This window comes from Gemmobacter caeruleus (genome assembly GCF_008271655.1).
Lineage (GTDB): Bacteria > Pseudomonadota > Alphaproteobacteria > Rhodobacterales > Rhodobacteraceae > Gemmobacter > Gemmobacter caeruleus.
Window position 1 is genome coordinate 28,797 of the sequence record NZ_VKKX01000044.1, and the last position, 18,879, is coordinate 47,675.

The window sequence follows — 18,879 nt, forward strand, 5'->3', positions numbered from 1 at the left end:
GGGGGATGCGGGGCCGTCGGGCAGGTGGGCGAAAATTTCGGCGCCTTGCTGCCAAATCGCCAGAAAGTTCACCGAATGTTCATGTTTTGCAATTGGAGACTCGGGCAAGATGCCCTAAATCTGGTCCGTCGAAAGATGAGGGTGCCATGGCGGAGCAGAAGTTCATCGAGGTGCGCGGCGCGCGGGAGCATAATCTCAAGGGCGTCGATCTGGATATTCCGCGCGATCAGTTCGTGGTGATCACCGGCCTGTCGGGGTCGGGGAAGTCGAGCCTCGCCTTTGACACGATCTATGCCGAGGGGCAGCGCCGCTATGTCGAAAGCCTGTCGGCCTATGCGCGGCAGTTCCTCGACATGGCCGGCAAGCCGGATGTCGATCACATCAGCGGGCTCAGCCCCGCGATCTCGATCGAGCAGAAGACCACCTCGAAGAACCCGCGTTCGACCGTGGGCACCGTGACCGAGATTTACGATTACCTGCGCCTGTTGTTCGCGCGGGTCGGCACGCCCTACAGCCCCGCAACCGGCCTGCCGATCGAGGCGATGCAGGTGCAGGACATGGTCGATGCGGTGCTGGCGATGGAGGAGGGCACGCGGGCCTATCTGCTGGCGCCCATCGTGCGCGACCGCAAGGGCGAATATCGCAAGGAGTTTCTGGAACTGCGCAAGCAGGGGTTCCAGCGGGTCAAGGTGGATGGCCAGTTCTACGAACTGGAAGACCCGCCGGTGCTGGACAAGAAGTTTCGTCATGACATCGACGTGGTGGTGGACCGGATCGTGGTGCGCGGCGATATCGCCACGCGGCTGGCCGACAGTTTCCGCACCGCGCTTGATCTGGCCAGCGGCATCGTGGTGCTGGAAACCGCCCCCGCCGAGGGCGAGCCGAAGCGCATCACGTTTTCGGAGAATTTCGCCTGCCCGGTATCGGGCTTCACCATCCCCGAGATCGAGCCGCGGCTGTTTTCCTTCAACGCGCCGCTGGGGGCCTGTCCGGCCTGTGACGGGCTGGGGGTGGAGCTGTTCTTTGACGAACGCCTGGTGGTGCCGGATCAGAACCTGACGCTGGCGCAAGGGGCCATCGCGCCCTGGTCGAAATCGAAAAGCCCGTATTTCCTGCAAACCATCGACGCGATTGCCGCGCATTACGGCTTTGACAAGAAAAAGAAATGGAAGGATCTGCCGGAAAAGGCGCAGGACGTGTTCCTGCGCGGCTCTGGCGGCGAGGAGATCGCCTTTCGCTATGACGAAGGCGGGCGCATCTATCAGGTCAGCCGGGTCTTCGAGGGCGTCATCCCCAATATGGAGCGCCGCTACCGCGAGACCGACAGCGCCTGGTCGCGCGAGGAGATGGAGCGCTATCAGAACAACCGGCCCTGCCATGTCTGCGAGGGTTACCGGCTGAAGCCCGAGGCGCTGGCGGTCAAGATTGCCGGGCTGCATGTCGGGCAGGTGGTGGAAATGTCGATCCGCGAGGCCCATGCCTGGATCGCGACGGTGCCCGACCATCTGACCAACCAGAAGAACGAGATCGCCCGCGCCATCCTCAAGGAAATCCGCGAACGGCTTGGTTTCCTGGTGAATGTGGGGCTGGATTACCTGACGCTGTCGCGCAGCGCCGGCACGCTTTCGGGCGGCGAGAGCCAGCGCATCCGGCTGGCAAGCCAGATCGGTTCGGGGCTGACCGGCGTGCTCTATGTGCTGGACGAGCCGTCGATCGGGCTGCATCAGCGCGACAATGACCGGCTGCTCGGCACGCTCAAGGGTTTGCGCGATCAGGGCAATACGGTGCTGGTGGTCGAACATGACGAGGACGCGATCCGCGAGGCGGATTATGTCTTTGACATCGGCCCGGGTGCCGGGGTGCATGGCGGCCAGATCGTCGCGCGCGGCACGCCGGCGGAAATCGCCGCCGATCCGGCCAGCCTGACCGGCCAATACCTGTCGGGCACGCGCGAGATAGCGGTGCCGAAGCTGCGGCGCGAGGGCAATGGCAAGAAGGTGACGGTGGTCAAGGCGACCGGCAACAACCTCAAGACCGTGACGGCAGAGTTTCCGCTGGGCAAGTTCGTCTGCGTGACCGGCGTTTCGGGCGGGGGCAAATCGACGCTGACCATCGAGACGCTGTTCAAGACCGCCGCGATGCGGCTCAATGGTGCGCATGAGACGCCCGCCCCCTGCGAGACGATCAAGGGGTTTGAACATCTCGACAAGGTGATCGACATCGACCAGCGGCCGATCGGGCGCACGCCGCGGTCGAACCCCGCCACCTATACCGGCGCCTTCACGCCGATCCGTGACTGGTTCGCCGGTCTGCCCGAGGCCAAGGCGCGCGGCTATCAGCCCGGGCGGTTCAGCTTCAACGTCAAGGGCGGCCGCTGCGAGGCCTGCCAGGGCGATGGTGTCATCAAGATCGAGATGCACTTCCTGCCGGATGTCTATGTCACCTGCGAGACCTGCAAGGGGCATCGCTACAATCGCGAGACGCTGGAGATCAGGTTCAAGGGCAAGTCCATCGCCGATGTGCTTGACATGACATGCGAAGATGCGCGCGAGTTTTTCAGCGCGGTCCCGGCGATCCGCGACAAGATGGAGGCGCTGTGCCAGGTGGGCCTGGGCTATATCAAGGTCGGCCAGCAGGCGACCACCCTGTCAGGCGGCGAGGCGCAGCGGGTCAAGCTGTCCAAGGAACTGTCGCGCCGGGCCACGGGGCGCACGCTCTATATCCTGGATGAGCCCACGACGGGGCTGCATTTCGAGGATGTGCGCAAGCTGCTGGAGGTGCTGCACGAACTGGTCGATCAGGGCAATACGGTGGTGGTGATCGAACACAATCTGGATGTGATCAAGACCGCCGACTGGATCATTGACATCGGCCCCGAGGGCGGCGATGGCGGCGGGCGGATTGTGGCGACCGGCACGCCCGAGGACGTGGCCAAGGTCGAGGCCAGCCATACCGGGCGCTATCTTGCCCCCATGCTGGCGGCGCGGCGGGTGGCGGCGGAGTGATCCGCCGCCCAGACCGGGGTCAGTCCCGGGGTCAGTTCAGCAGCGTGTTCACCGCGCCGATCAGATCCAGCACCGCCCTTGTGTCGCGATCCACGCGATAGAGGTAATCGCCGACACGGTAATAGGTGCCGTCGGGCAGCCCGTAGCGACCGGGATCGCGGATCACGATATAATCGCGGTCGATGACCTCGCCCGGGCGATAGACGGTCACGCCGCCTTGATGTTTCTTCGCCTGACCCGGCGGGATGCAGGCGGGCGATTTTTTTGCCAGACCGGGCGGGCAATGGCCGGCGGATTGCGCGATGACGGCATGGCCGCCATGCTTGCCTTCCTTGCCATGGCCATGCCCCTTGCCCTGGGCCAGCGCGGGGCTGGCCAGGGCTATGGTCATCAGGGCCAGAGTGGCGAAACGATATGCCGACATGGGAACCTCCATCTGCGGGCGTCGCGGATCAATGCGCCAGCCCGCAGCGGGGTTCCAGAGCGATATCGCCGGGCGGCGAAAGGCCGCCGAGCCGCGCTCAAGCCTTGCGCGGGCAGGTGCTCATGCCCAGGATCGAATAGAGCGGGCAGGTGGACATCAGCCCCGTCAAAAGCGGCACGATGCCGATCAGCTTGGCGTAATGCCAGAATCCGGTCCCCTGATCGACAAAGAACCAGACCAGAAGTGCGGCACCGATCACGATACGCAGGATGCGGTCGATCCCGCCGACATTGGTTGCGAACATGGCTTTCCCCTTTTTCGTCAAGGCACCCTTGGCCTTGGGGGAATATTGGCACAAGGCCGGGTGCCTGTCTGTGATCAGGTCACATCCGCCGCCAGTTCGCGCAGCCCGCCCTGATCCAGCAGCCGCACCAGACCGCGTTCGGTGGCGATCAGCCCGCGCCGGGCCAGCGCCTCCAGCCGGCGCGAGACCACCTCGCGCGCCGATCCGATGCGCGTGGCCAGCACCTCTTGCGTGGCATGGACAGTGCCGCCCTCGGCCAGCGCGAGCAGCGCCTCGGCCAGACGGCATTCGACGCTTTGAAAGGCGACACGTTCCAGCAGGCGGGTCATTTCGGCCATGCGGGCGCCAAAGGTGCGGAAGACAAAGCCGCGAAAATCGGCGCTGTCCTCCATCAGCCGCAGGAACTGCCCGCGTGGGATCAGCACCGCGCGGCAGGGGCAGGCGGTGACCGCCTCGCCGGAATAGGGCTCGTCCCCCATCAGGCCCAGCGTGGTCTGCACGCAGCTTTGCCCCGGCTCCACCGCATAAAGCAGGATGCCGCGCCCGGTGGGGCCGGTCAGAAAGACATCGACCCGCCCCTCCAGCACCACCAGAAACCCGCCGGCGCGATCGCCCTGGCGGAACAGGTGCCGCCCGGCGGGCAGCGCCATTTCCGGCAGCGCATCAAGCGCGGCACGGTCGGCGGCGCTCAGGTCGGGCAGGGGGCAGTTGCGGGTCCACATGGGCCGAGACTACCCCGCCCGACGGCAGGGTCAACCGCGCCCGCGCGCCGCGAAGCGCGGCAGCATCGCCGAAAAATCCATGCCGCGCCCCGATTCCTCGGTGACGAAACGGCGGTAAAGCTCAGCCGCCAACTGGCCCATCGGCGTATCGGCGTCGGCCGAAACCGCCGCCTGCTGGCTGAGATCGAGATCCTTCAGCATCAGTTCCGCCGCGAAACCGGGCTTGTAGCCATTATCCGCCGGCGATGTCGGCCCCACGCCCGGCGCCGGGCAATAGGCGTTCATCGTCCAGCTATAGCCCGAGGAGGTGGAGACCACGTCGAACATCTTTTGCCGGTCAAGGCCCAGCTTGTCGGCCAGGGCAAAGGCTTCGCAGGTGGCGATCATGGTGACGCCGAGGATCATGTTGTTGCAGATCTTGGCGGCCTGACCGACGCCCGAATCCCCGCAATGCACGGCCTTTTGTCCCATGATCTCGAACAAGGGGGCGACGCGGGCAAAGGCCGCCTCGGTGCCGCCGGCCATGAAGGTAAGCGTGCCGTTGGTGGCGCCGCCCACCCCGCCCGAGACCGGCGCGTCAAGCGCGCCCAGACCCGCCGCCACCGCCATCTCGGCCACGGCGCGGGCGCTGTCCACATCGACGGTCGAACAGTCGCACAGCACCGCGCCCGCCGTCATGGCCGGGATCACCTCGGCCGCCACCGCGCGCAGGATCGCGCCATTGGGCAGCATGGTGATCACCACCTCGGCGTCCTGCGCGGCCTCGGCCGCCGTGGCGGCACGGCTCACCCCTTCGGGCATCGGGGCGGTCAGGTCAAACCCCGTGACCGCATGGCCGGCCCGCGCCAGATTGGCCGCCATCGGGCCGCCCATATTGCCAAGTCCGATGAATCCGATCTTCATGCTGTCACTCCGTAAAGGTCAGGGTTTCGGCGCCCAGCGGCGCCAGCAGGGCATCGACCTCGGCCGCCGTCACCTCGGCACCCGAGCCATGGCGCCAGCGCGGCTTGCGATCCTTGTCGATCACCATGGCGCGGATGCCTTCCAGAAAGTCGGTCATTTCCTGCGCGCGATGGGTCACGCGATATTCCATTTCCAACGCCCTGCGCAGGGCAACATCGGCGGGCAGGCGGGCCTGCATTTCCAGCGTCGCCGCGACAGCCAGCGGCGCGCCCCGGCGCAGCGCCTTGAGCGTATCGCGCGCAAAGTCGCTGTCCTCGGCCGCCAGGCTGGTCTCGACCTCGGCCAGCGCCGGGCTGGCGAAATGGCGGTCAATCGCCGCTTGCAGGCCGGGCAGGGTGCCGGGCGTGGGCGTCTGCACCACGGGCCGCAGCGCCGCCACATCGCCGGTCGCCACCAGTGCCGCGATCAATGCCGGCCAATCGGCCTCGGGGACGAAGTGATCGGCAAAGCCCGCGTGAATGGCATCGGCCGGCCCCATCCGCATGCCGGTTGCCCCCAGATAGCAGCCCAGCCGCCCCGGCCCATGCCGCAACAAGGCCGAGCCGCCGACATCCGGCACCAGCCCGATGGCGCATTCCGGCATGGCGATCTGCGCGCTTTCGCCGACGATGCGATGGCTGGCATGGCAGGCCACGCCCACACCACCCCCCATGCAAAAGCCCTGCACCAGCGTCACCACCGGCTTGGGATAGGCACCGATCCGGGCATTCATCCGGTATTCATCGCGCCAGAATGCCTGCCCATAGGCATAGTTGCCGCGCGTGCCCTCGGCATAAAGCTCTGCAATATCGCCGCCGGCGCAAAAGGCGCGGTCGCCTTCGGCGTCGATCACCACCAGGGCCACCCCCGGATCTGCGGCCCAGGCCACCAGTGCTGCATCAAGCGCCCTGCACATCTCGTAGCTCAGCGCATTCAGCGCCTGCGGCCGGGTAAAGGTCACCCGCCCGGCGCGCCCCTCGATGCGGATCGCAAGGTCGCTCATGCCGCGACCATGCCGCGCGCGATGATCAGGCGCATGATCTCGTTGGTGCCTTCCAGGATCTGATGCACCCGCAGATCGCGCACGATCTTCTCGATGCCGTAATCGGCCAGATAGCCGTAGCCGCCATGCAGTTGCAGACATTGGTTGGCCACCTCAAAGGCGGCATCGGTGACATATAGCTTGGCCATGGCGCAGAATTTCGTGGCGTCCGTCGCGCCATTGTCCAGCTTCCAGGCCGCCTGGCGCAGGAAGATGCGCGCCGATTGCAGCTTGACTTCCATCTCGGCCAGACGGAATTGCAGTGCCTGGAACTGATCGAGGCTTTTGCCAAAGGCGCGGCGTTCGGCCATATAGCCCAGCGTCGCGTCCAGTGCCGCCTGCGCCCCGCCAAGCGCGCTGGCCGCGATGTTCAGCCGCCCGCCATCCAGCCCCGCCATGGCATAGGCAAAGCCCTTGCCCTCGGCGCCAATCAGGTTTTCGGCGGCTGTCAGGCAGCCATCCATCTGCACCTGCCGCGTGGGCTGCGCGCGCCAGCCCATCTTGTCCTCCAGCCCGCCAAAGGACAGACCCTCGGCCCCGTCCTCCAGCACGAAGGCCGAAATCCCCTTCGGCCCCTCGGCGCCGCTGCGCGCCATGACGATATAGGCATCCGAATAGCCGCCGCCCGAGATGAAGGCCTTGGTCCCGGTCAGCCGCCAGCCGTCATTGCCCTGCACCGCGCGCGTCTTCAGCGCCGCCGCGTCCGACCCGGATCCCGGCTCGGTCAGGCAATAGGAATAGACCCTGGTCATCGCACAGAGATCGGGCAACAGCCGCGCCTTCATCTCCTCCGATCCGAACTTGTCGATCATCCCGCCGCACATGTTGTGGATCGACAGGAACGAACCCACGGCCGGGCAGGACATGGCCAGCGCCTCGAAGACCAGCGTCGCATCCAGCCGGCTCAGCCCCGAACCGCCATGCTCCTCGGCGACATAGATCCCGCCCAGACCCAGTTCCGCCACCCTGGCCCAAAGCGCGCGGGGAATCGTCCCTTCGCGCTCCCACTCCCTGGCATGGGGGGCGATGTGATCCTGACCAAAGGCATGCGCCATGTCGAAAATGGCCTGCTGTTCCTCGGACAAAGCGAAATCCATCCCGAGCCTCCCTCTCTGGAATTGAACACCTGTTTCTTTCTGGATTGTTGCGAGAGTTTTGCAAGACCGTATCTTGCCGGGTCGCGCCGCCCGTTCCCCCCTTCATCTGTTTCCAAATATCCTCGGGGGGTGAATGCGCCGTCAGGCGCAGAGGGGGGCAGACAGCCCCCCTCGCTTGTCGTCGCAATCAGTCGAGCGCCTTGAAGTTCAGCGCCGCGCCTTCCTTGATCCCCGAGAACCAGCGCGCCGTCACCGTCTTGGTCTTGGTGTAGAAGCGGAAGGCATCCGGGCCATACTGGTTCAGATCGCCAAAGGCCGACTTCTTCCAGCCGCCGAAGGTGTAGTAGGACAGCGGCACCGGGATGGGGAAGTTGATGCCGACCATGCCGACATTCACCCGGCTCGCGAAATCGCGCGCGGTGTCGCCATCGGCGGTGAAGATCGCGGTGCCATTGCCGTAATCGTTGTCGATCACCAGTTGCAGCGCATCTTCATAGGTCTTGGCGCGCACGGTGGACAGGACCGGGCCAAAGATCTCCTGCTGGTAGATATCCATGTCGCGGGTCACGTTGTCGAACAGGGTCGGGCCGACGTAAAAGCCGTTCTCATAGCCCTGGATCTTCAGGCCCCGGCCATCGACCACGATCTTGGCACCCTGCGCCACGCCCGAATCGATCAGGCCCAGGATGCGCTCTTGCGCCTGTTTGGTGATGACCGGCCCGAAATCCACGTCATTGCCGGCGGTATAGGGGCCGACCTTCAGCTTTTCGATGCGCGGCACCAGCTTTTCGATCAGGCGGTCGGCGGTTTCCTCGCCCACCGGCACCGCGACCGAAATCGCCATGCAGCGTTCGCCCGCCGCGCCGAAGCCCGCGCCCACCAGCGCATCCGCCGCCTTGTCCAGATCGGCATCGGGCATGATGAGCATGTGGTTCTTGGCGCCGCCAAAGCACTGGGCGCGCTTGCCGTTGGTCGCAGCGCGGCCATAGATATATTGCGCGATCGGGGTCGAGCCGACAAAGCCGATGGCCTGCACGGTGGGGCTGTCGATCAGCCCGTCCACCACCGATTTGTCGCCGTTCACCACTTGCAGCACGCCGTCCGGAATGCCGGCCTCCTTGGCCAGTTCCGCCAGCTTGAGCGAGGTCGAGGGCACGCGCTCCGACGGTTTCAGGATCATGGCATTGCCGGCCGACAGCGCCGGGCCCATCTTCCACAGCGGGATCATGGCCGGGAAGTTGAAGGGCGTGATGCCGGCCACGACGCCCAGCGGCTGCCGCATCGCGTAAAGGTCGATGCCCGGGCCGGCGCTGTCAGTATATTCGCCCTTCAGCATCGCCGGGGCGCCCATGCAGACCTCGATCACCTCAAGCCCGCGCTGCACGTCGCCCTTGGCATCGGGGATGGTCTTGCCATGCTCGCGCGAGACCAGTTCGGCCAGCTCGTCCATGTGCTGATTGATCAGGTCGCCGAATTTCATCATCACCCGCGCGCGGCGCTGCGGGTTGGTGGCGGCCCAACCGACCTGCGCCTTTTCGGCCTCGGCGATGGCATGGGCCAGTTCCGCGTCGCTGGCCAGCGCCACGCGGGCCTGAAGCTCGCCCGTGGCGGGGTTGTAGACCTCGGCGAAGCGGCCCGAGGTGCCGGCGACCAGCTTGCCGTTGATCCAGTGTCCGATCTCTTTCATGGCGTCCTCCCGAGACAGCGATGGAATAAGGGTTGGCGGCAGAATAGCCTTGCAAAATCGCTGGTAAAAGCGGCAAGTTTCCAAAAGCGTTTTGCAAAAATGCAAAGGCGGGCGATGGACTGGGACGATCTGAAACTGTTTCTCGCGGTGGCGCGCGCCGAAAGCCTGTCGGGCGCGGGCAAGGCGCTGCGGGTCGATCCGGCGACGGTGGGGCGGCGCATCGCCCGGCTGGAAGAGGGGCTGGGCGCGCGGCTGTTCAGCAAGAGCCCACAGGGCTATGCGCTGACCGAGGAGGGCGCGCGCATCCTGGCCCATGCCGAACGGGCGGAACTGGCGGTGACTGGCGCGACCGAGGAATTGCGCGGCCATGCCCAGGGCCTGACCGGGCAGATCCGCATCGGCGCCCCCGATGGTTGCGCCAATTACCTTCTGCCGCAGGTGCTGGCGCGGATTTGCGACGCCAATCCGGGGCTTGAGGTGCAGATCGTCGCCCTGCCGCGGGTCTTCAACCTGTCCAAGCGCGAGGCCGATATGGCGATCGCGGTCAGCCGCCCCTCGACCGGGCGGCTGACGGTGCAGAAGCTGACCGATTACAGCCTGAGCCTTGCGGCGGCGCGCGACTATCTTGCGGCGCATCCGCCGATTACCCGGCCCGAGGATCTGCGCGATCACCGGATCATCGGCTATATCGCCGACATGATTTTCGACAAGGAACTGGATTATCTGGGGCAGTTGGGGCTGGATCAGGTGCCGCTGGCGTCAAATTCGGTCTCGGTGCAACTCAACTGGTTGCGGCACGGGGCCGGGGTCGGGGTGGTACATGACTTCGCCCGCCCCTCGGCGCCGGAACTGGCGCGCATCCTGCCCGCGATGCGGCTGACGCGCAGCTTCTGGCTGATCCGGCATGCCGATGACGGGCGGGTGGCGCGGCTCAATCGCTTTGCCGATGAACTGGCCACGGGGCTGCGGAAAGAAGTCGCACGGCTTGAAGCTGCCGCTTGACAGAAAATTGCGCAGGCGCAAGGCTTTTCCCAATGGAAGACGGAGGCACCCATGCATGTTGCGCAGATTCTGAAGACCAAACCGAGCGGGGAGGTGATCACCGTCACGCCCGGAACCAGCGTGGCCGAACTGGCGCATGTGCTGTCGGTCCGCAAGATCGGCGCGGTGGTGGTGTCGCCCGATGGCGCAAGCGTCGCGGGAATCGTGTCGGAACGCGACGTGGTGCGCGAATTGGGCAAGCGCGGCCCGGCCTGTCTGGCCGAGACCGTGGATACGCTGATGACCACCCGCATCGTCAGCTGCACTCCGCAGGAAACCACCCATGACGTGTTGCAGAAGATGACCGATGGCCGTTTCCGCCACATGCCGGTGATGGAGGGCGAGCGCATGGTCGGCTTCATCTCGATCGGGGATGTGGTCAAGTCGCGTCTGATGGAACTGGCGGCCGAAAAGGACGCGCTGGAAGGCATGATCAAGGGCTTCTGACGCAGGGACGCTGCGGCGCGGCGAAAAGGCTCTTGCCATTCGCCGCGCAATATTGTTGCGTCGCCCTGCGAGGCAGAAGGGGAGCCGCCATGCGCATCGGGCTTTATCCGGGCACGTTCGATCCGATCACGCTGGGTCATGTCGATATCATCCAGCGGGCGGTGCAGCTGGTGGATCGGCTGGTGATCGGGGTTGCGATCAATCGCGACAAGGGGCCGCTTTTCTCGCTGGAGGAGCGGGTCGCCATGGTCGAGGCCGAATGCGCGGAGATCAGCCGCGCCTGTGGCGGCGCGGAAATCGTGGTGCATCCGTTTGAAAACCTGCTTATCGACTGCGCCCGCGATGTCGGCGCCGGGGTGATCGTGCGCGGGCTGCGGGCGGTGGCGGATTTCGAATACGAATTCCAGATGGTCGGGATGAACCGCGCGCTCGACAACAGCATCGAGACCGTGTTCCTGATGGCCGATGCACGCCGGCAGGCCATCGCGTCGAAGCTGGTGAAAGAGATTGCCCGGCTGGGCGGCGATGTGTCGAAATTCGTCACACCGGATGTCGCGGCGGCGCTGGTCGCGCGATACGGCCGCTAAGGCGGGGGCTTAGCCCCGGCCATAGACCGCTTCATGGGCGATGCGATGCGCGTCGCCGGGATAGATGTTCAGATCCAGCGCCACATCCAGCGGCAGGCGGGCGATCTCGTCGCGGGTCTGGGTATAGCGTGCGCGCTTTTCAGCGGCGGATTTGATACGTTCGATCAGGGTCGTCATGGTCTTGTCCTTTCCACATCCGTGGTCATCGGGGCTTTGCCCGGCTGGCGGGGCGTATCCCCGTCGGCATGATCAAGATGGGGCAGGGTGGCAGCGCTAACAAGCCGTGCCAGGGCAATGCCGCATTGCAGCAAGCGCATGGCTGGCCGAATGCAGAACGGGCGCCAAAGGGCGCCCGTTTCAATCTCATCAGCCTGCATTCGCAGGGAAATCAGATCAGCTTGCCCATGGCCACGGCGGTATCCGCCATGCGGTTGGAGAAGCCCCATTCATTGTCATACCAGCTCAGGATCGACACAAAGGTGCCATCCATGACCTTGGTCTGGTCCATGTGGAACACGCTGGAATGCGGGTCATGGTTGAAGTCCGAGGACACATTCTTGAACTTGGTATATCCGAGGATACCCTTGAGCGGACCATCGGCGGCGGCCTGGATCGCGGCGTTGATTTCCTCGACCGAGGTGGCGCGCTTGGCGATGAATTTCAGATCCACGACCGAGACATTCGGCGTCGGCACCCGAATCGCGAAACCGTCCAGCTTGCCCTTCAGATCGGGCAGCACCAGACCCACGGCCTTGGCGGCGCCGGTCGAGGTGGGGATCATCGACAGGGCGGCGGCGCGGGCGCGATAGAGATCCTTGTGCATCGTGTCCAGCGTCGGCTGGTCGCCGGTATAGGAATGGATCGTGGTCATCATACCTTTTTCGATGCCGATCGCATCATGCAGCACCTTGGCCACCGGCGACAGGCAGTTGGTCGTGCAGGAGGCATTGGAGACCACGAGGTCATCCTTGGTCAGCGTGTCATGGTTGACGCCGAAAACGATGGTCTTGTCGGCGCCGTCGCCCGGCGCCGAAATCAGCACGCGTTTGGAGCCGTTCTCCAGATGCGCGAGGCATTTTTCCTTGCTGGTGAAGATGCCGGTGCATTCCATCACCACATCCACATCGCCCCAGGGCAGTTCGGCCGGATTGCGGATCGCGGTCACCCGCATCGGGCCGCGGCCCACATCAATCCAATCCGGGCCGGTGGTCACTTCGACCGGAAAGCGGCCATGCACCGAATCGAAGCGCAGCAGATGCGCGTTGGTCTCGACCGGACCGAGGTCGTTGATCGCGATGACCTCGATATCGGTGCGGCCGGATTCGATGATCCCGCGCAGCACGTTGCGCCCGATCCGTCCAAAGCCGTTGATTGCCACTTTCACGGTCATGTCTGCCTCCTGAGCCATGCACATCTTGTGCCGCGACTCGCTCGCGGCATTGGTAGCGCTAACATCGTCGGAACGGCGCAGGATGCAACTGATTTCCGCGCCGTCAGCGCCAGAATATCAGATATTCGCTCAGATCAAGGATTTTACGGGCCAGAAAGACCAGAACCCCCCCGCCATTGGCGAGGAGGTCAAGCAGGATCAGCACGATCAGAATGGCGCCAAGCGCCAGGGCGACACGGTCGGTCAAGACCCCTCCGGTTACTGGAGAAGCCGCCCCATGGCGCCGGCCACATCGGCCATCCGGCAGGAGAAGCCCCATTCATTGTCATACCAGGCCAGCACGCGGACGGTGCGACCGCCCACGACCTTGGTCTGGTCCGGGGCGAAGATAGACGAATGATTGGTGTGATTGAAGTCGATCGAGACCTTGGGCTCCGGGTCATAGGCCAGAACCATGCCCATGTAGCCGGCGGCGGCCTCGCGCACGATCTCGTTCACGTCGTTTACCGTCACATCCTTGGAGGCGACGAAGGTCAGATCGACGGCCGAGACATTCGGCGTCGGCACGCGGATGGCCGAACCATCGAGCTTGCCCTTCAGCTCCGGCAGCACCTCGCCGATGGCCTTGGCGGCGCCGGTGGAGGTGGGGATCATCGCCATGGCGGCGGCGCGGGCGCGGTAGAGATCCTTGTGGCGACGGTCCAGCGTGGGCTGGTCGCCGGTATAGGAATGGATCGTGGTCATGATGCCGCTTTCGATGCCGATCGCATCGTTCAGCACCTTGGCCAGCGGCGCCAGGCAATTGGTGGTGCAGGAGCCGTTCGACACGACCAGGTGATCCAGGTGCAGCTGACGGTGGTTCACGCCGTAAACCACGGTCTTGTCGGCATTCTTGGCCGGGGCCGAGACCAGAACCCGCTTGGCGCCGCGCCCCAGATGCACGGCGGCCTTGGCGCGGTCATTGAACTTGCCGGTGCATTCCAGCACCACGTCCACACCTTCCCAATCCAGTTCGTCGGGGTTGTAGGTGGACATCACGCGGATCGGGCCACGGCCCAGGTCGAGCGTGTTGTCCGACACTTTCACCACGCCGGGAAAGCGGCCATGAACCGAATCGTATTTCAGCAGATGGGCATTGGTCTCGATCGGGCCGGTGGCGTTGATCGCGACGACCTGCACATCGTTGCGGGCCGATTCTGCGATATGCGCCAGCGTGCAGCGCCCGATGCGGCCGAAGCCATTGATGCCGATGGTGATGGTCATGTCTCGCGTCTCCGTCTGGTCAGCCCCGCTTCCATGGTCGGGCTATAAACCGGGGCGCTGCATCCGCAAAGCTTAAAAACGACTGCTTTTCATGATGTTAGCGAAAACATGGGCTGTTTTCGCTAACATGCGGCGCGAAATCCGGTTTTCGCCATGCCACCTTTTCGCCGCGCCGCAGCTTCGCTAGGCTGGGGGCAACGGGTGCAAGGGGTTTCGCGCATGAGTGGCTTGCTGGCTTTGCTGGATGATGTGGCGGCGATCGCCAAGGTGGCGGCGTCCTCGCTCGACGATGTCGCGGCGGCGGCAGCCAAGGCGGGGTCCAAGACCGCGGGCGTGGTCATCGACGACGCGGCGGTCACGCCGAAATATGTGCATGGCTTTTCTGCCGACCGCGAATTGCCGATCATCTGGCGCATCGCGCGGGGGTCGTTGCGCAACAAGCTGATCATCCTGCTGCCCGGGCTGCTTGCGCTCAATGCCTTTGCGCCCTGGGTCATCACGCCGCTTCTGATGCTGGGCGGCGGGTATCTGTGTTTCGAGGGGGCGGAAAAGATCCTGCATGCTTTTGCCCCCCATGCCGATGAGGCGGTGGAGGAGGATTTCGACACGAAGGATCCCGCCCATCTGGAGGAGGAAAAGGTCGCCGGCGCGATCAAGACCGATTTCATCCTGTCGGCCGAGATCATGACCATCGCCTTGTCCGCGATCCCCGAGGGGACGCTGTGGATGGAGGCGGCGACGCTGGCCTTGGTGGGCGCGCTGATCACGCTGGCGGTCTATGGCGCGGTGGCGCTGATCGTGAAGATGGACGATGTGGGTCTCCACCTGGCCGCCACCGCGCGCAGCGCCGCGGCGCGCGGGCTGGGGCGCGGGCTGGTCGCGGGGATGCCGCGTCTGATGGCGGCGCTGTCGGCTATCGGGACGCTGGCGATGCTTTGGGTCGGCGGCAATATCGTGGTGCATGGGCTGGATGTGCTGGGTCTGCACGCGCCCTATGGCACCATTCACCACCTGGCGGAGTTGGCTGCAACGGCGGTGCCGGCCAGCATGCAGGGGATTGTCTCCTGGGCGGTGACCGCGCTTTGCGACGGAATTCTGGGCCTGCTGCTGGGGCTTGCGCTGATCCCGCTGGCAACGCGGGTGATCGGGCCGCTGTTCGCCCGGGCCGGGGGCAAGCCCGCGGCGCACTGAGCGGGGCCGAAATTCGACGAATTTCGGGGGCGCGCGCGCAGGTTGCGGGGCTGATCCATGAAAATTCCCAATCCGCTCGCGCGCTGGCGCGGGCGGATTTTCTTTTGCACGACGCCATGCCGAATCAAGACGGTCTCGATGCCCGGGAGGGGGCGCCCGAGAGGTCTTTTTTCCTGTCATGCGATATGGGGAATCTTAAGATTCAATTAATGGTTGCGTGACTGTAATTTTCCAAACCGGCGCTGATCGCTGTAAATCCAGGCGGTTCTGCAACCAATGATTGAGGGCCGGCTGTTTGCTTATGGTTAAAGATAAAACCCGACACAATATCTGGATCGATTGTGTCACGAATCTGGCCAATTCCGGGATTTCGCTGCGTTTGTGGCAACTTGGAGGCAGAAGCTGACATAAAAATAGCGCTTCGGCACATTTTCGCCTAAATTGGATCTCGATTGTGCCGCATTTCCGCCGGCGTGGAGGGCTTCGGATTTCCCCGATACCTTCCGGGGGCCCGCAGGCGGAGATGGGCTGAAAATTCGTTGGGGATTTCCGCCATGTCGTGTTCGCGTCCTGTTGCAGTGTCCGTTTGCCAATCGTCCAAGGCCCGTCGGCTCCGCCACATGTTCCAGACAGTGCTGCTGCAAGCCCTTGCGGCGGTCTGGCTCCTGTCGCTGGCCGGGCCGGGCGCTGCACAGATCTCGACGCCCTATCCCCTGTCCGCCTCGTCTTGCGGTGTCACTGGCGACGTGACGGTCACGCTGAATTCGATGACCGTGACGGATATCTGCTCCTCGCCGAGCGATACCTATTCGGTGACGGGCGACATCACCTTCACCAACAACAATTCCGGCACGCGCTATGACCTGCGGCTGGGGCTTTACGATGCGACCACGCAGAATGTGCTGTCGTCGAACTGCTTCAACGGTCCCTCCAGCGGCAATTTCGGTAATCTGGACGGCCATGGCGATTGCGCCGACATCCAGAATGGCGGCACGACGGTCAATGGCACCACGACCTTCGTGCTGCCCTGTTCGGTCGGCGGGCAGCCCGTCACTTCGCTGAATGCGACGCTGGTTCTGGGCTACACGACCGGCTCCAATACGGTGAACACCTCCACCTCGCCGGTGACGGGCGCCGGCAGCCAGCGCTGCGTGGTCAATAGCGGGTCTTTCGAAGTGCCCTATGGCCCGCTGCTGCGGCTTCAGAAGCTGGCGCAGGGCGCCGCGGGCAGCTTTACCTTCAACACCACCAATCTGGGCACCTCGCCGGTTGTGCTGAATGCCTCGACGGCGGCGGGGGGCGGCAATTTCACCTCGGCGGTGCAGACGCTCTATATCGACGGGTCGCTGTTCAACGGCACCAGCTATGACTCGACCAAGAATCTGACCATTAACGAAGTGGTGCCGGCGACCGGCTGGCAGCTTGACAATATCGCCTGTTCGACCACCGCCGGCACGATCGGCAGCTTCAACGCGGGCAGCGCGACCTATACGATCAATGGCGGGGCGCTGGCCAATAACCAGGTCATCAATTGCGTGGCCACCAATACCGCGCAGGGGAACCTGTCGCTCAGCAAGGTGGTGAATGCGCCGGCCGGGCTGACGGTGCCGACCGCGAACAGCTGGCGCCTGGGCTATACGGACGGTGCCGCGACCTCGGGCTCGGCCACCGGCACCGGCACCACGCCGCTGACGGCGAAACTGCGCGCGGGCAGCTACAGCATCACCGAACAACTGCCGGGCAACGGTCTGGCCTATGACGTGGCGGTGTCCTGCACCGGCGGCACCTTCACCCCGGCCGCGACCACGGTCACCGGCGGGACGGTCGTCACGCTGGGCAGCGTGACCGTCGCGCAGAATGCCAATGTCTCCTGCACCGTGACCAATACGCCCCGCACCGCGCGGCTGACCCTGGCCAAGACCGTGCAGAACAACGGCTATACCGGCGCCGATGCCGGGACGACCGCGAATTTCAACCTGAGCTATAGCGGCGGCGGCTATTCCGGCAGCGGCATCAGCGGCGCCCCCGCGGTGACCAGCGTCGTGCTGCCGGTCGGCACCTACAGCCTGGCGGAAACCCCGACCGGCCTGCCGGCCAACCTGACCTATGCGCCGAGCCTGGCCTGTGCGGGCGGCACGCTTGCCGGCTCCAGCGTCACGCTGAGCGCGGGGCAGAACGCCACCTGCACCTTTACCAACAGTCTGAATGCCGGGCGCATCAACCTGTCGAAATCGGTTTCGGCCCCCGCCGGGGTCAGCGTGCCGAACGCGGATGCCTGGACGATGGGCGTGACCAATGGTGGCAGCGTGGCGCAGACGGCGACCGGCACCGGCACCAGCGCGCTCAGCATTGTCGTGCCGGCCGGCAGCTACAGCCTGACCGAACAACTGGCCAGCAACGCCTTTGGCTATAATGTCGCCCTGTCCTGCACCGGCGGGACGGCGACCGCCGGCGCGACCAGCGTCACCGATGGCAGCAGTGTCACGGTCGGCTCGGTCGCGGTGACGGCGGGCGCGACGGTGAACTGCACCGTGACCAATACGCTGCAAACCTCGTCGCTGACGCTGGTGAAATCGGTTGAGAATGGCTCGGCCACGGTTGATCTGGCGACGCCTGCGGACTGGACGCTGAGCTATGCCGGTCCGGCCTCGGGCAGCCTGAGCAGCGGCGGCAGCACCCCGGTTCCGGCCGGCAGCTATACGATCTCCGAAGCGGCGGTGGCGGGGCTTTCGCCCGACAATACCGGCAATTACACGCTGGCGGATCTGAGCTGCACCGGCGCAGGCTCTGGCGGGCTGAGCAATGTCGGCGCGACCGGCGGCACCCTTGCGGTGACCGGCAATGGCGACGTGACCTGCACCTTCACCAACCGCCGCGCGACGGCACAGCTGACGCTGCTCAAGACCGTGGTGAATGACAATGGCGGCACGGCGGTCGCGGGCGACTTTACCCTGTCCTATGACGGCACGGCGGCGGTGCAGGGCACCCCGGTGACCCTGGCGGCCGGCGCCCATACGCTGACCGAAAGCAGCCTGGCGGGCTATCTGCCCGCGGCCACCCCGATTACCTGCGCGGTCACCGGCAGCGGCGGCAGCGCGCTCAGCGGCAGCACGCTGACGCTTGGCGCCGGCGATGCGGTAAGCTGCACCTTCACCAATGAAGACATCGCGCCGACCTATGACATGGCGAAATCCGTGTCGCCGACGGCGGCGGCCGTGGGCGAAAGCGTGACCTACAGCTTTGCCTTCACCAATAACGGCCCCTGGACAATCGCTGACCTGACGCCGAGCGATCCGCTCCCCGGTCTGGGCGCGATGAATTGTGGCGGCGGCAGCTCGATCGCCAGCCTCGCCGCCGGCGCCACCGCGACCTGCACCGCCAGCTATACGGTGACTCAGGCCGATGTGGATGGCACGGGTAATGCGGTGGCGAATGGCAGCTGCGCCTCGGGATTCGGCATTCCGAACACCGCCAGCTCCACGGCGACCGAGACCGACGGCACGGCGCTGAGCGAAACGACCCTTGCCAATAACAGCGCGCTGGTCTGCATGCCGGTCCGCACGCCCTCGTTTACCATCGTCAAGGACGTGGACCTGGCGAGCCTCGCGGCCCCCGGCACGCTGACCTATACGATCACGGTGACCAATACCGGCAATGTGACGCTGACGGGCGGGGCGATCACCGACGATCTGCCGGTCGATTTCGGCGGCGCGGCGGTGAGCGGTCTGTCGATCCCG

18 protein-coding genes are annotated in these 18,879 nt (G+C 65.0%); 6 read left to right on the top strand and 12 right to left on the bottom strand.

Annotation, left to right across the window (positions count from 1 at the left end):
- Nucleotides 1-146 precede the first annotated feature (146 nt).
- Nucleotides 147-3,005 (top strand): excinuclease ABC subunit UvrA, encoded by a 2,859-nt coding sequence (gene uvrA / locus FOA17_RS13585; protein ID WP_149142050.1) that lies wholly within the window; start codon nucleotides 147-149, stop codon nucleotides 3,003-3,005.
- 31 nt (nucleotides 3,006-3,036) lie between these two features.
- On the opposite strand, the gene FOA17_RS13590 is transcribed toward uvrA, so the two are convergent.
- From FOA17_RS13590 to FOA17_RS13620, 7 genes are all read right to left on the bottom strand, one after another.
- Nucleotides 3,037-3,429: a hypothetical protein gene (locus tag FOA17_RS13590; protein WP_238991822.1), complete on the bottom strand. Its 393-nt coding sequence runs from the start codon at nucleotides 3,427-3,429 to the stop codon at nucleotides 3,037-3,039.
- A gap of 97 nt (nucleotides 3,430-3,526) precedes the next feature.
- Nucleotides 3,527-3,733, bottom strand: a complete 207-nt coding sequence (locus FOA17_RS13595) for a YgaP family membrane protein (protein ID WP_149142051.1) — start codon at nucleotides 3,731-3,733, stop codon at nucleotides 3,527-3,529.
- Between the two features lie 74 nt (nucleotides 3,734-3,807).
- Nucleotides 3,808-4,455, bottom strand: coding sequence for a Crp/Fnr family transcriptional regulator (locus FOA17_RS13600; RefSeq protein WP_149142052.1), 648 nt, complete (start codon nucleotides 4,453-4,455; stop codon nucleotides 3,808-3,810).
- 30 nt (nucleotides 4,456-4,485) lie between these two features.
- Nucleotides 4,486-5,358, bottom strand: coding sequence for a 3-hydroxyisobutyrate dehydrogenase (mmsB, locus tag FOA17_RS13605; RefSeq protein ID WP_149142053.1), 873 nt, complete (start codon nucleotides 5,356-5,358; stop codon nucleotides 4,486-4,488).
- A gap of 4 nt (nucleotides 5,359-5,362) precedes the next feature.
- Nucleotides 5,363-6,400 (bottom strand): enoyl-CoA hydratase/isomerase family protein, encoded by a 1,038-nt coding sequence (locus FOA17_RS13610; protein WP_149142054.1) that lies wholly within the window; start codon nucleotides 6,398-6,400, stop codon nucleotides 5,363-5,365.
- The gene (locus tag FOA17_RS13615; protein WP_149142055.1) at nucleotides 6,397-7,536 is read right to left on the bottom strand and encodes an acyl-CoA dehydrogenase family protein; all 1,140 of its coding nucleotides are present in this window, start codon (nucleotides 7,534-7,536) and stop codon (nucleotides 6,397-6,399) included. The genes FOA17_RS13610 and FOA17_RS13615 overlap by 4 nt, the downstream gene beginning before the upstream one ends.
- A 187-nt stretch (nucleotides 7,537-7,723) precedes the next feature.
- Entirely contained in the window at nucleotides 7,724-9,223 is a 1,500-nt protein-coding gene (locus FOA17_RS13620; protein ID WP_149142056.1) for a CoA-acylating methylmalonate-semialdehyde dehydrogenase, read from the bottom strand.
- A gap of 114 nt (nucleotides 9,224-9,337) precedes the next feature.
- On the opposite strand from FOA17_RS13620, the gene FOA17_RS13625 reads away from it, so the two are divergent.
- The 3 genes from FOA17_RS13625 to coaD all read left to right on the top strand — a co-directional run bounded on the left by FOA17_RS13625 (nucleotide 9,338) and on the right by coaD (nucleotide 11,298).
- Nucleotides 9,338-10,225: a LysR family transcriptional regulator gene (locus tag FOA17_RS13625; RefSeq protein ID WP_149142057.1), complete on the top strand. Its 888-nt coding sequence runs from the start codon at nucleotides 9,338-9,340 to the stop codon at nucleotides 10,223-10,225.
- 51 nt (nucleotides 10,226-10,276) lie between these two features.
- Nucleotides 10,277-10,711 (top strand): CBS domain-containing protein, encoded by a 435-nt coding sequence (locus FOA17_RS13630; protein WP_149142058.1) that lies wholly within the window; start codon nucleotides 10,277-10,279, stop codon nucleotides 10,709-10,711.
- 89 nt (nucleotides 10,712-10,800) lie between these two features.
- Complete coding sequence (coaD, locus tag FOA17_RS13635; protein ID WP_149142059.1) at nucleotides 10,801-11,298, top strand: pantetheine-phosphate adenylyltransferase; 498 nt, start codon at nucleotides 10,801-10,803, stop codon at nucleotides 11,296-11,298.
- A gap of 9 nt (nucleotides 11,299-11,307) precedes the next feature.
- Here coaD and FOA17_RS19920 read toward each other — a convergent pair whose 3' ends face one another.
- The 4 genes from FOA17_RS19920 to gap (FOA17_RS13645) all read right to left on the bottom strand — a co-directional run bounded on the left by FOA17_RS19920 (nucleotide 11,308) and on the right by gap (FOA17_RS13645) (nucleotide 13,951).
- A complete protein-coding gene (locus FOA17_RS19920; protein ID WP_203232327.1) occupies nucleotides 11,308-11,475 on the bottom strand; it encodes a hypothetical protein in 168 nt (55 codons plus the stop codon).
- A gap of 211 nt (nucleotides 11,476-11,686) precedes the next feature.
- Nucleotides 11,687-12,688: a type I glyceraldehyde-3-phosphate dehydrogenase gene (gene gap / locus FOA17_RS13640; RefSeq protein ID WP_149142060.1), complete on the bottom strand. Its 1,002-nt coding sequence runs from the start codon at nucleotides 12,686-12,688 to the stop codon at nucleotides 11,687-11,689.
- A gap of 103 nt (nucleotides 12,689-12,791) precedes the next feature.
- Complete coding sequence (locus FOA17_RS19925; RefSeq protein ID WP_203232328.1) at nucleotides 12,792-12,935, bottom strand: hypothetical protein; 144 nt, start codon at nucleotides 12,933-12,935, stop codon at nucleotides 12,792-12,794.
- A gap of 11 nt (nucleotides 12,936-12,946) precedes the next feature.
- Complete coding sequence (gene gap / locus FOA17_RS13645) at nucleotides 12,947-13,951, bottom strand: type I glyceraldehyde-3-phosphate dehydrogenase (RefSeq protein WP_149142061.1); 1,005 nt, start codon at nucleotides 13,949-13,951, stop codon at nucleotides 12,947-12,949.
- A 219-nt stretch (nucleotides 13,952-14,170) separates the two neighbouring features.
- Here gap (FOA17_RS13645) and FOA17_RS13650 point away from each other — a divergent pair, with 219 nt between their 5' ends.
- Nucleotides 14,171-15,142 (top strand): DUF808 domain-containing protein, encoded by a 972-nt coding sequence (locus tag FOA17_RS13650; protein WP_149142062.1) that lies wholly within the window; start codon nucleotides 14,171-14,173, stop codon nucleotides 15,140-15,142.
- Nucleotides 15,143-15,344: 202 nt separating this feature from the next.
- Here FOA17_RS13650 and FOA17_RS19930 read toward each other — a convergent pair whose 3' ends face one another.
- Nucleotides 15,345-15,551 (bottom strand): hypothetical protein, encoded by a 207-nt coding sequence (locus FOA17_RS19930; protein ID WP_203232329.1) that lies wholly within the window; start codon nucleotides 15,549-15,551, stop codon nucleotides 15,345-15,347.
- A gap of 211 nt (nucleotides 15,552-15,762) precedes the next feature.
- Between FOA17_RS19930 and FOA17_RS13655 the strand changes: the two genes are divergently transcribed.
- Nucleotides 15,763-18,879, top strand: a 3,117-nt coding sequence (locus FOA17_RS13655) for a beta strand repeat-containing protein (RefSeq protein WP_149142063.1), incomplete at its 3' end; no start/stop codon positions are given.

Excerpts from the sequence above, each read along its gene's own strand:
- uvrA (WP_149142050.1), top strand. The coding sequence starts at position 147 with ATGGCGGAGCAGAAGTTCATCGAGGTGCGCGGCGCGCGGGAGCATAAT.
- FOA17_RS13590 (WP_238991822.1), bottom strand. The coding sequence starts at position 3,429 with ATGTCGGCATATCGTTTCGCCACTCTGGCCCTGATGACCATAGCCCTG.
- FOA17_RS13595 (WP_149142051.1), bottom strand. The coding sequence starts at position 3,733 with ATGTTCGCAACCAATGTCGGCGGGATCGACCGCATCCTGCGTATCGTG.
- FOA17_RS13600 (WP_149142052.1), bottom strand. The coding sequence starts at position 4,455 with ATGTGGACCCGCAACTGCCCCCTGCCCGACCTGAGCGCCGCCGACCGT.
- mmsB (WP_149142053.1), bottom strand. The coding sequence starts at position 5,358 with ATGAAGATCGGATTCATCGGACTTGGCAATATGGGCGGCCCGATGGCG.
- FOA17_RS13610 (WP_149142054.1), bottom strand. The coding sequence starts at position 6,400 with ATGAGCGACCTTGCGATCCGCATCGAGGGGCGCGCCGGGCGGGTGACC.
- FOA17_RS13615 (WP_149142055.1), bottom strand. The coding sequence starts at position 7,536 with ATGGATTTCGCTTTGTCCGAGGAACAGCAGGCCATTTTCGACATGGCG.
- FOA17_RS13620 (WP_149142056.1), bottom strand. The coding sequence starts at position 9,223 with ATGAAAGAGATCGGACACTGGATCAACGGCAAGCTGGTCGCCGGCACC.
- FOA17_RS13625 (WP_149142057.1), top strand. The coding sequence starts at position 9,338 with ATGGACTGGGACGATCTGAAACTGTTTCTCGCGGTGGCGCGCGCCGAA.
- FOA17_RS13630 (WP_149142058.1), top strand. The coding sequence starts at position 10,277 with ATGCATGTTGCGCAGATTCTGAAGACCAAACCGAGCGGGGAGGTGATC.
- coaD (WP_149142059.1), top strand. The coding sequence starts at position 10,801 with ATGCGCATCGGGCTTTATCCGGGCACGTTCGATCCGATCACGCTGGGT.
- FOA17_RS19920 (WP_203232327.1), bottom strand. The coding sequence starts at position 11,475 with ATGACGACCCTGATCGAACGTATCAAATCCGCCGCTGAAAAGCGCGCA.
- gap (WP_149142060.1), bottom strand. The coding sequence starts at position 12,688 with ATGACCGTGAAAGTGGCAATCAACGGCTTTGGACGGATCGGGCGCAAC.
- gap (WP_149142061.1), bottom strand. The coding sequence starts at position 13,951 with ATGACCATCACCATCGGCATCAATGGCTTCGGCCGCATCGGGCGCTGC.
- FOA17_RS13650 (WP_149142062.1), top strand. The coding sequence starts at position 14,171 with ATGAGTGGCTTGCTGGCTTTGCTGGATGATGTGGCGGCGATCGCCAAG.
- FOA17_RS19930 (WP_203232329.1), bottom strand. The coding sequence starts at position 15,551 with ATGTCAGCTTCTGCCTCCAAGTTGCCACAAACGCAGCGAAATCCCGGA.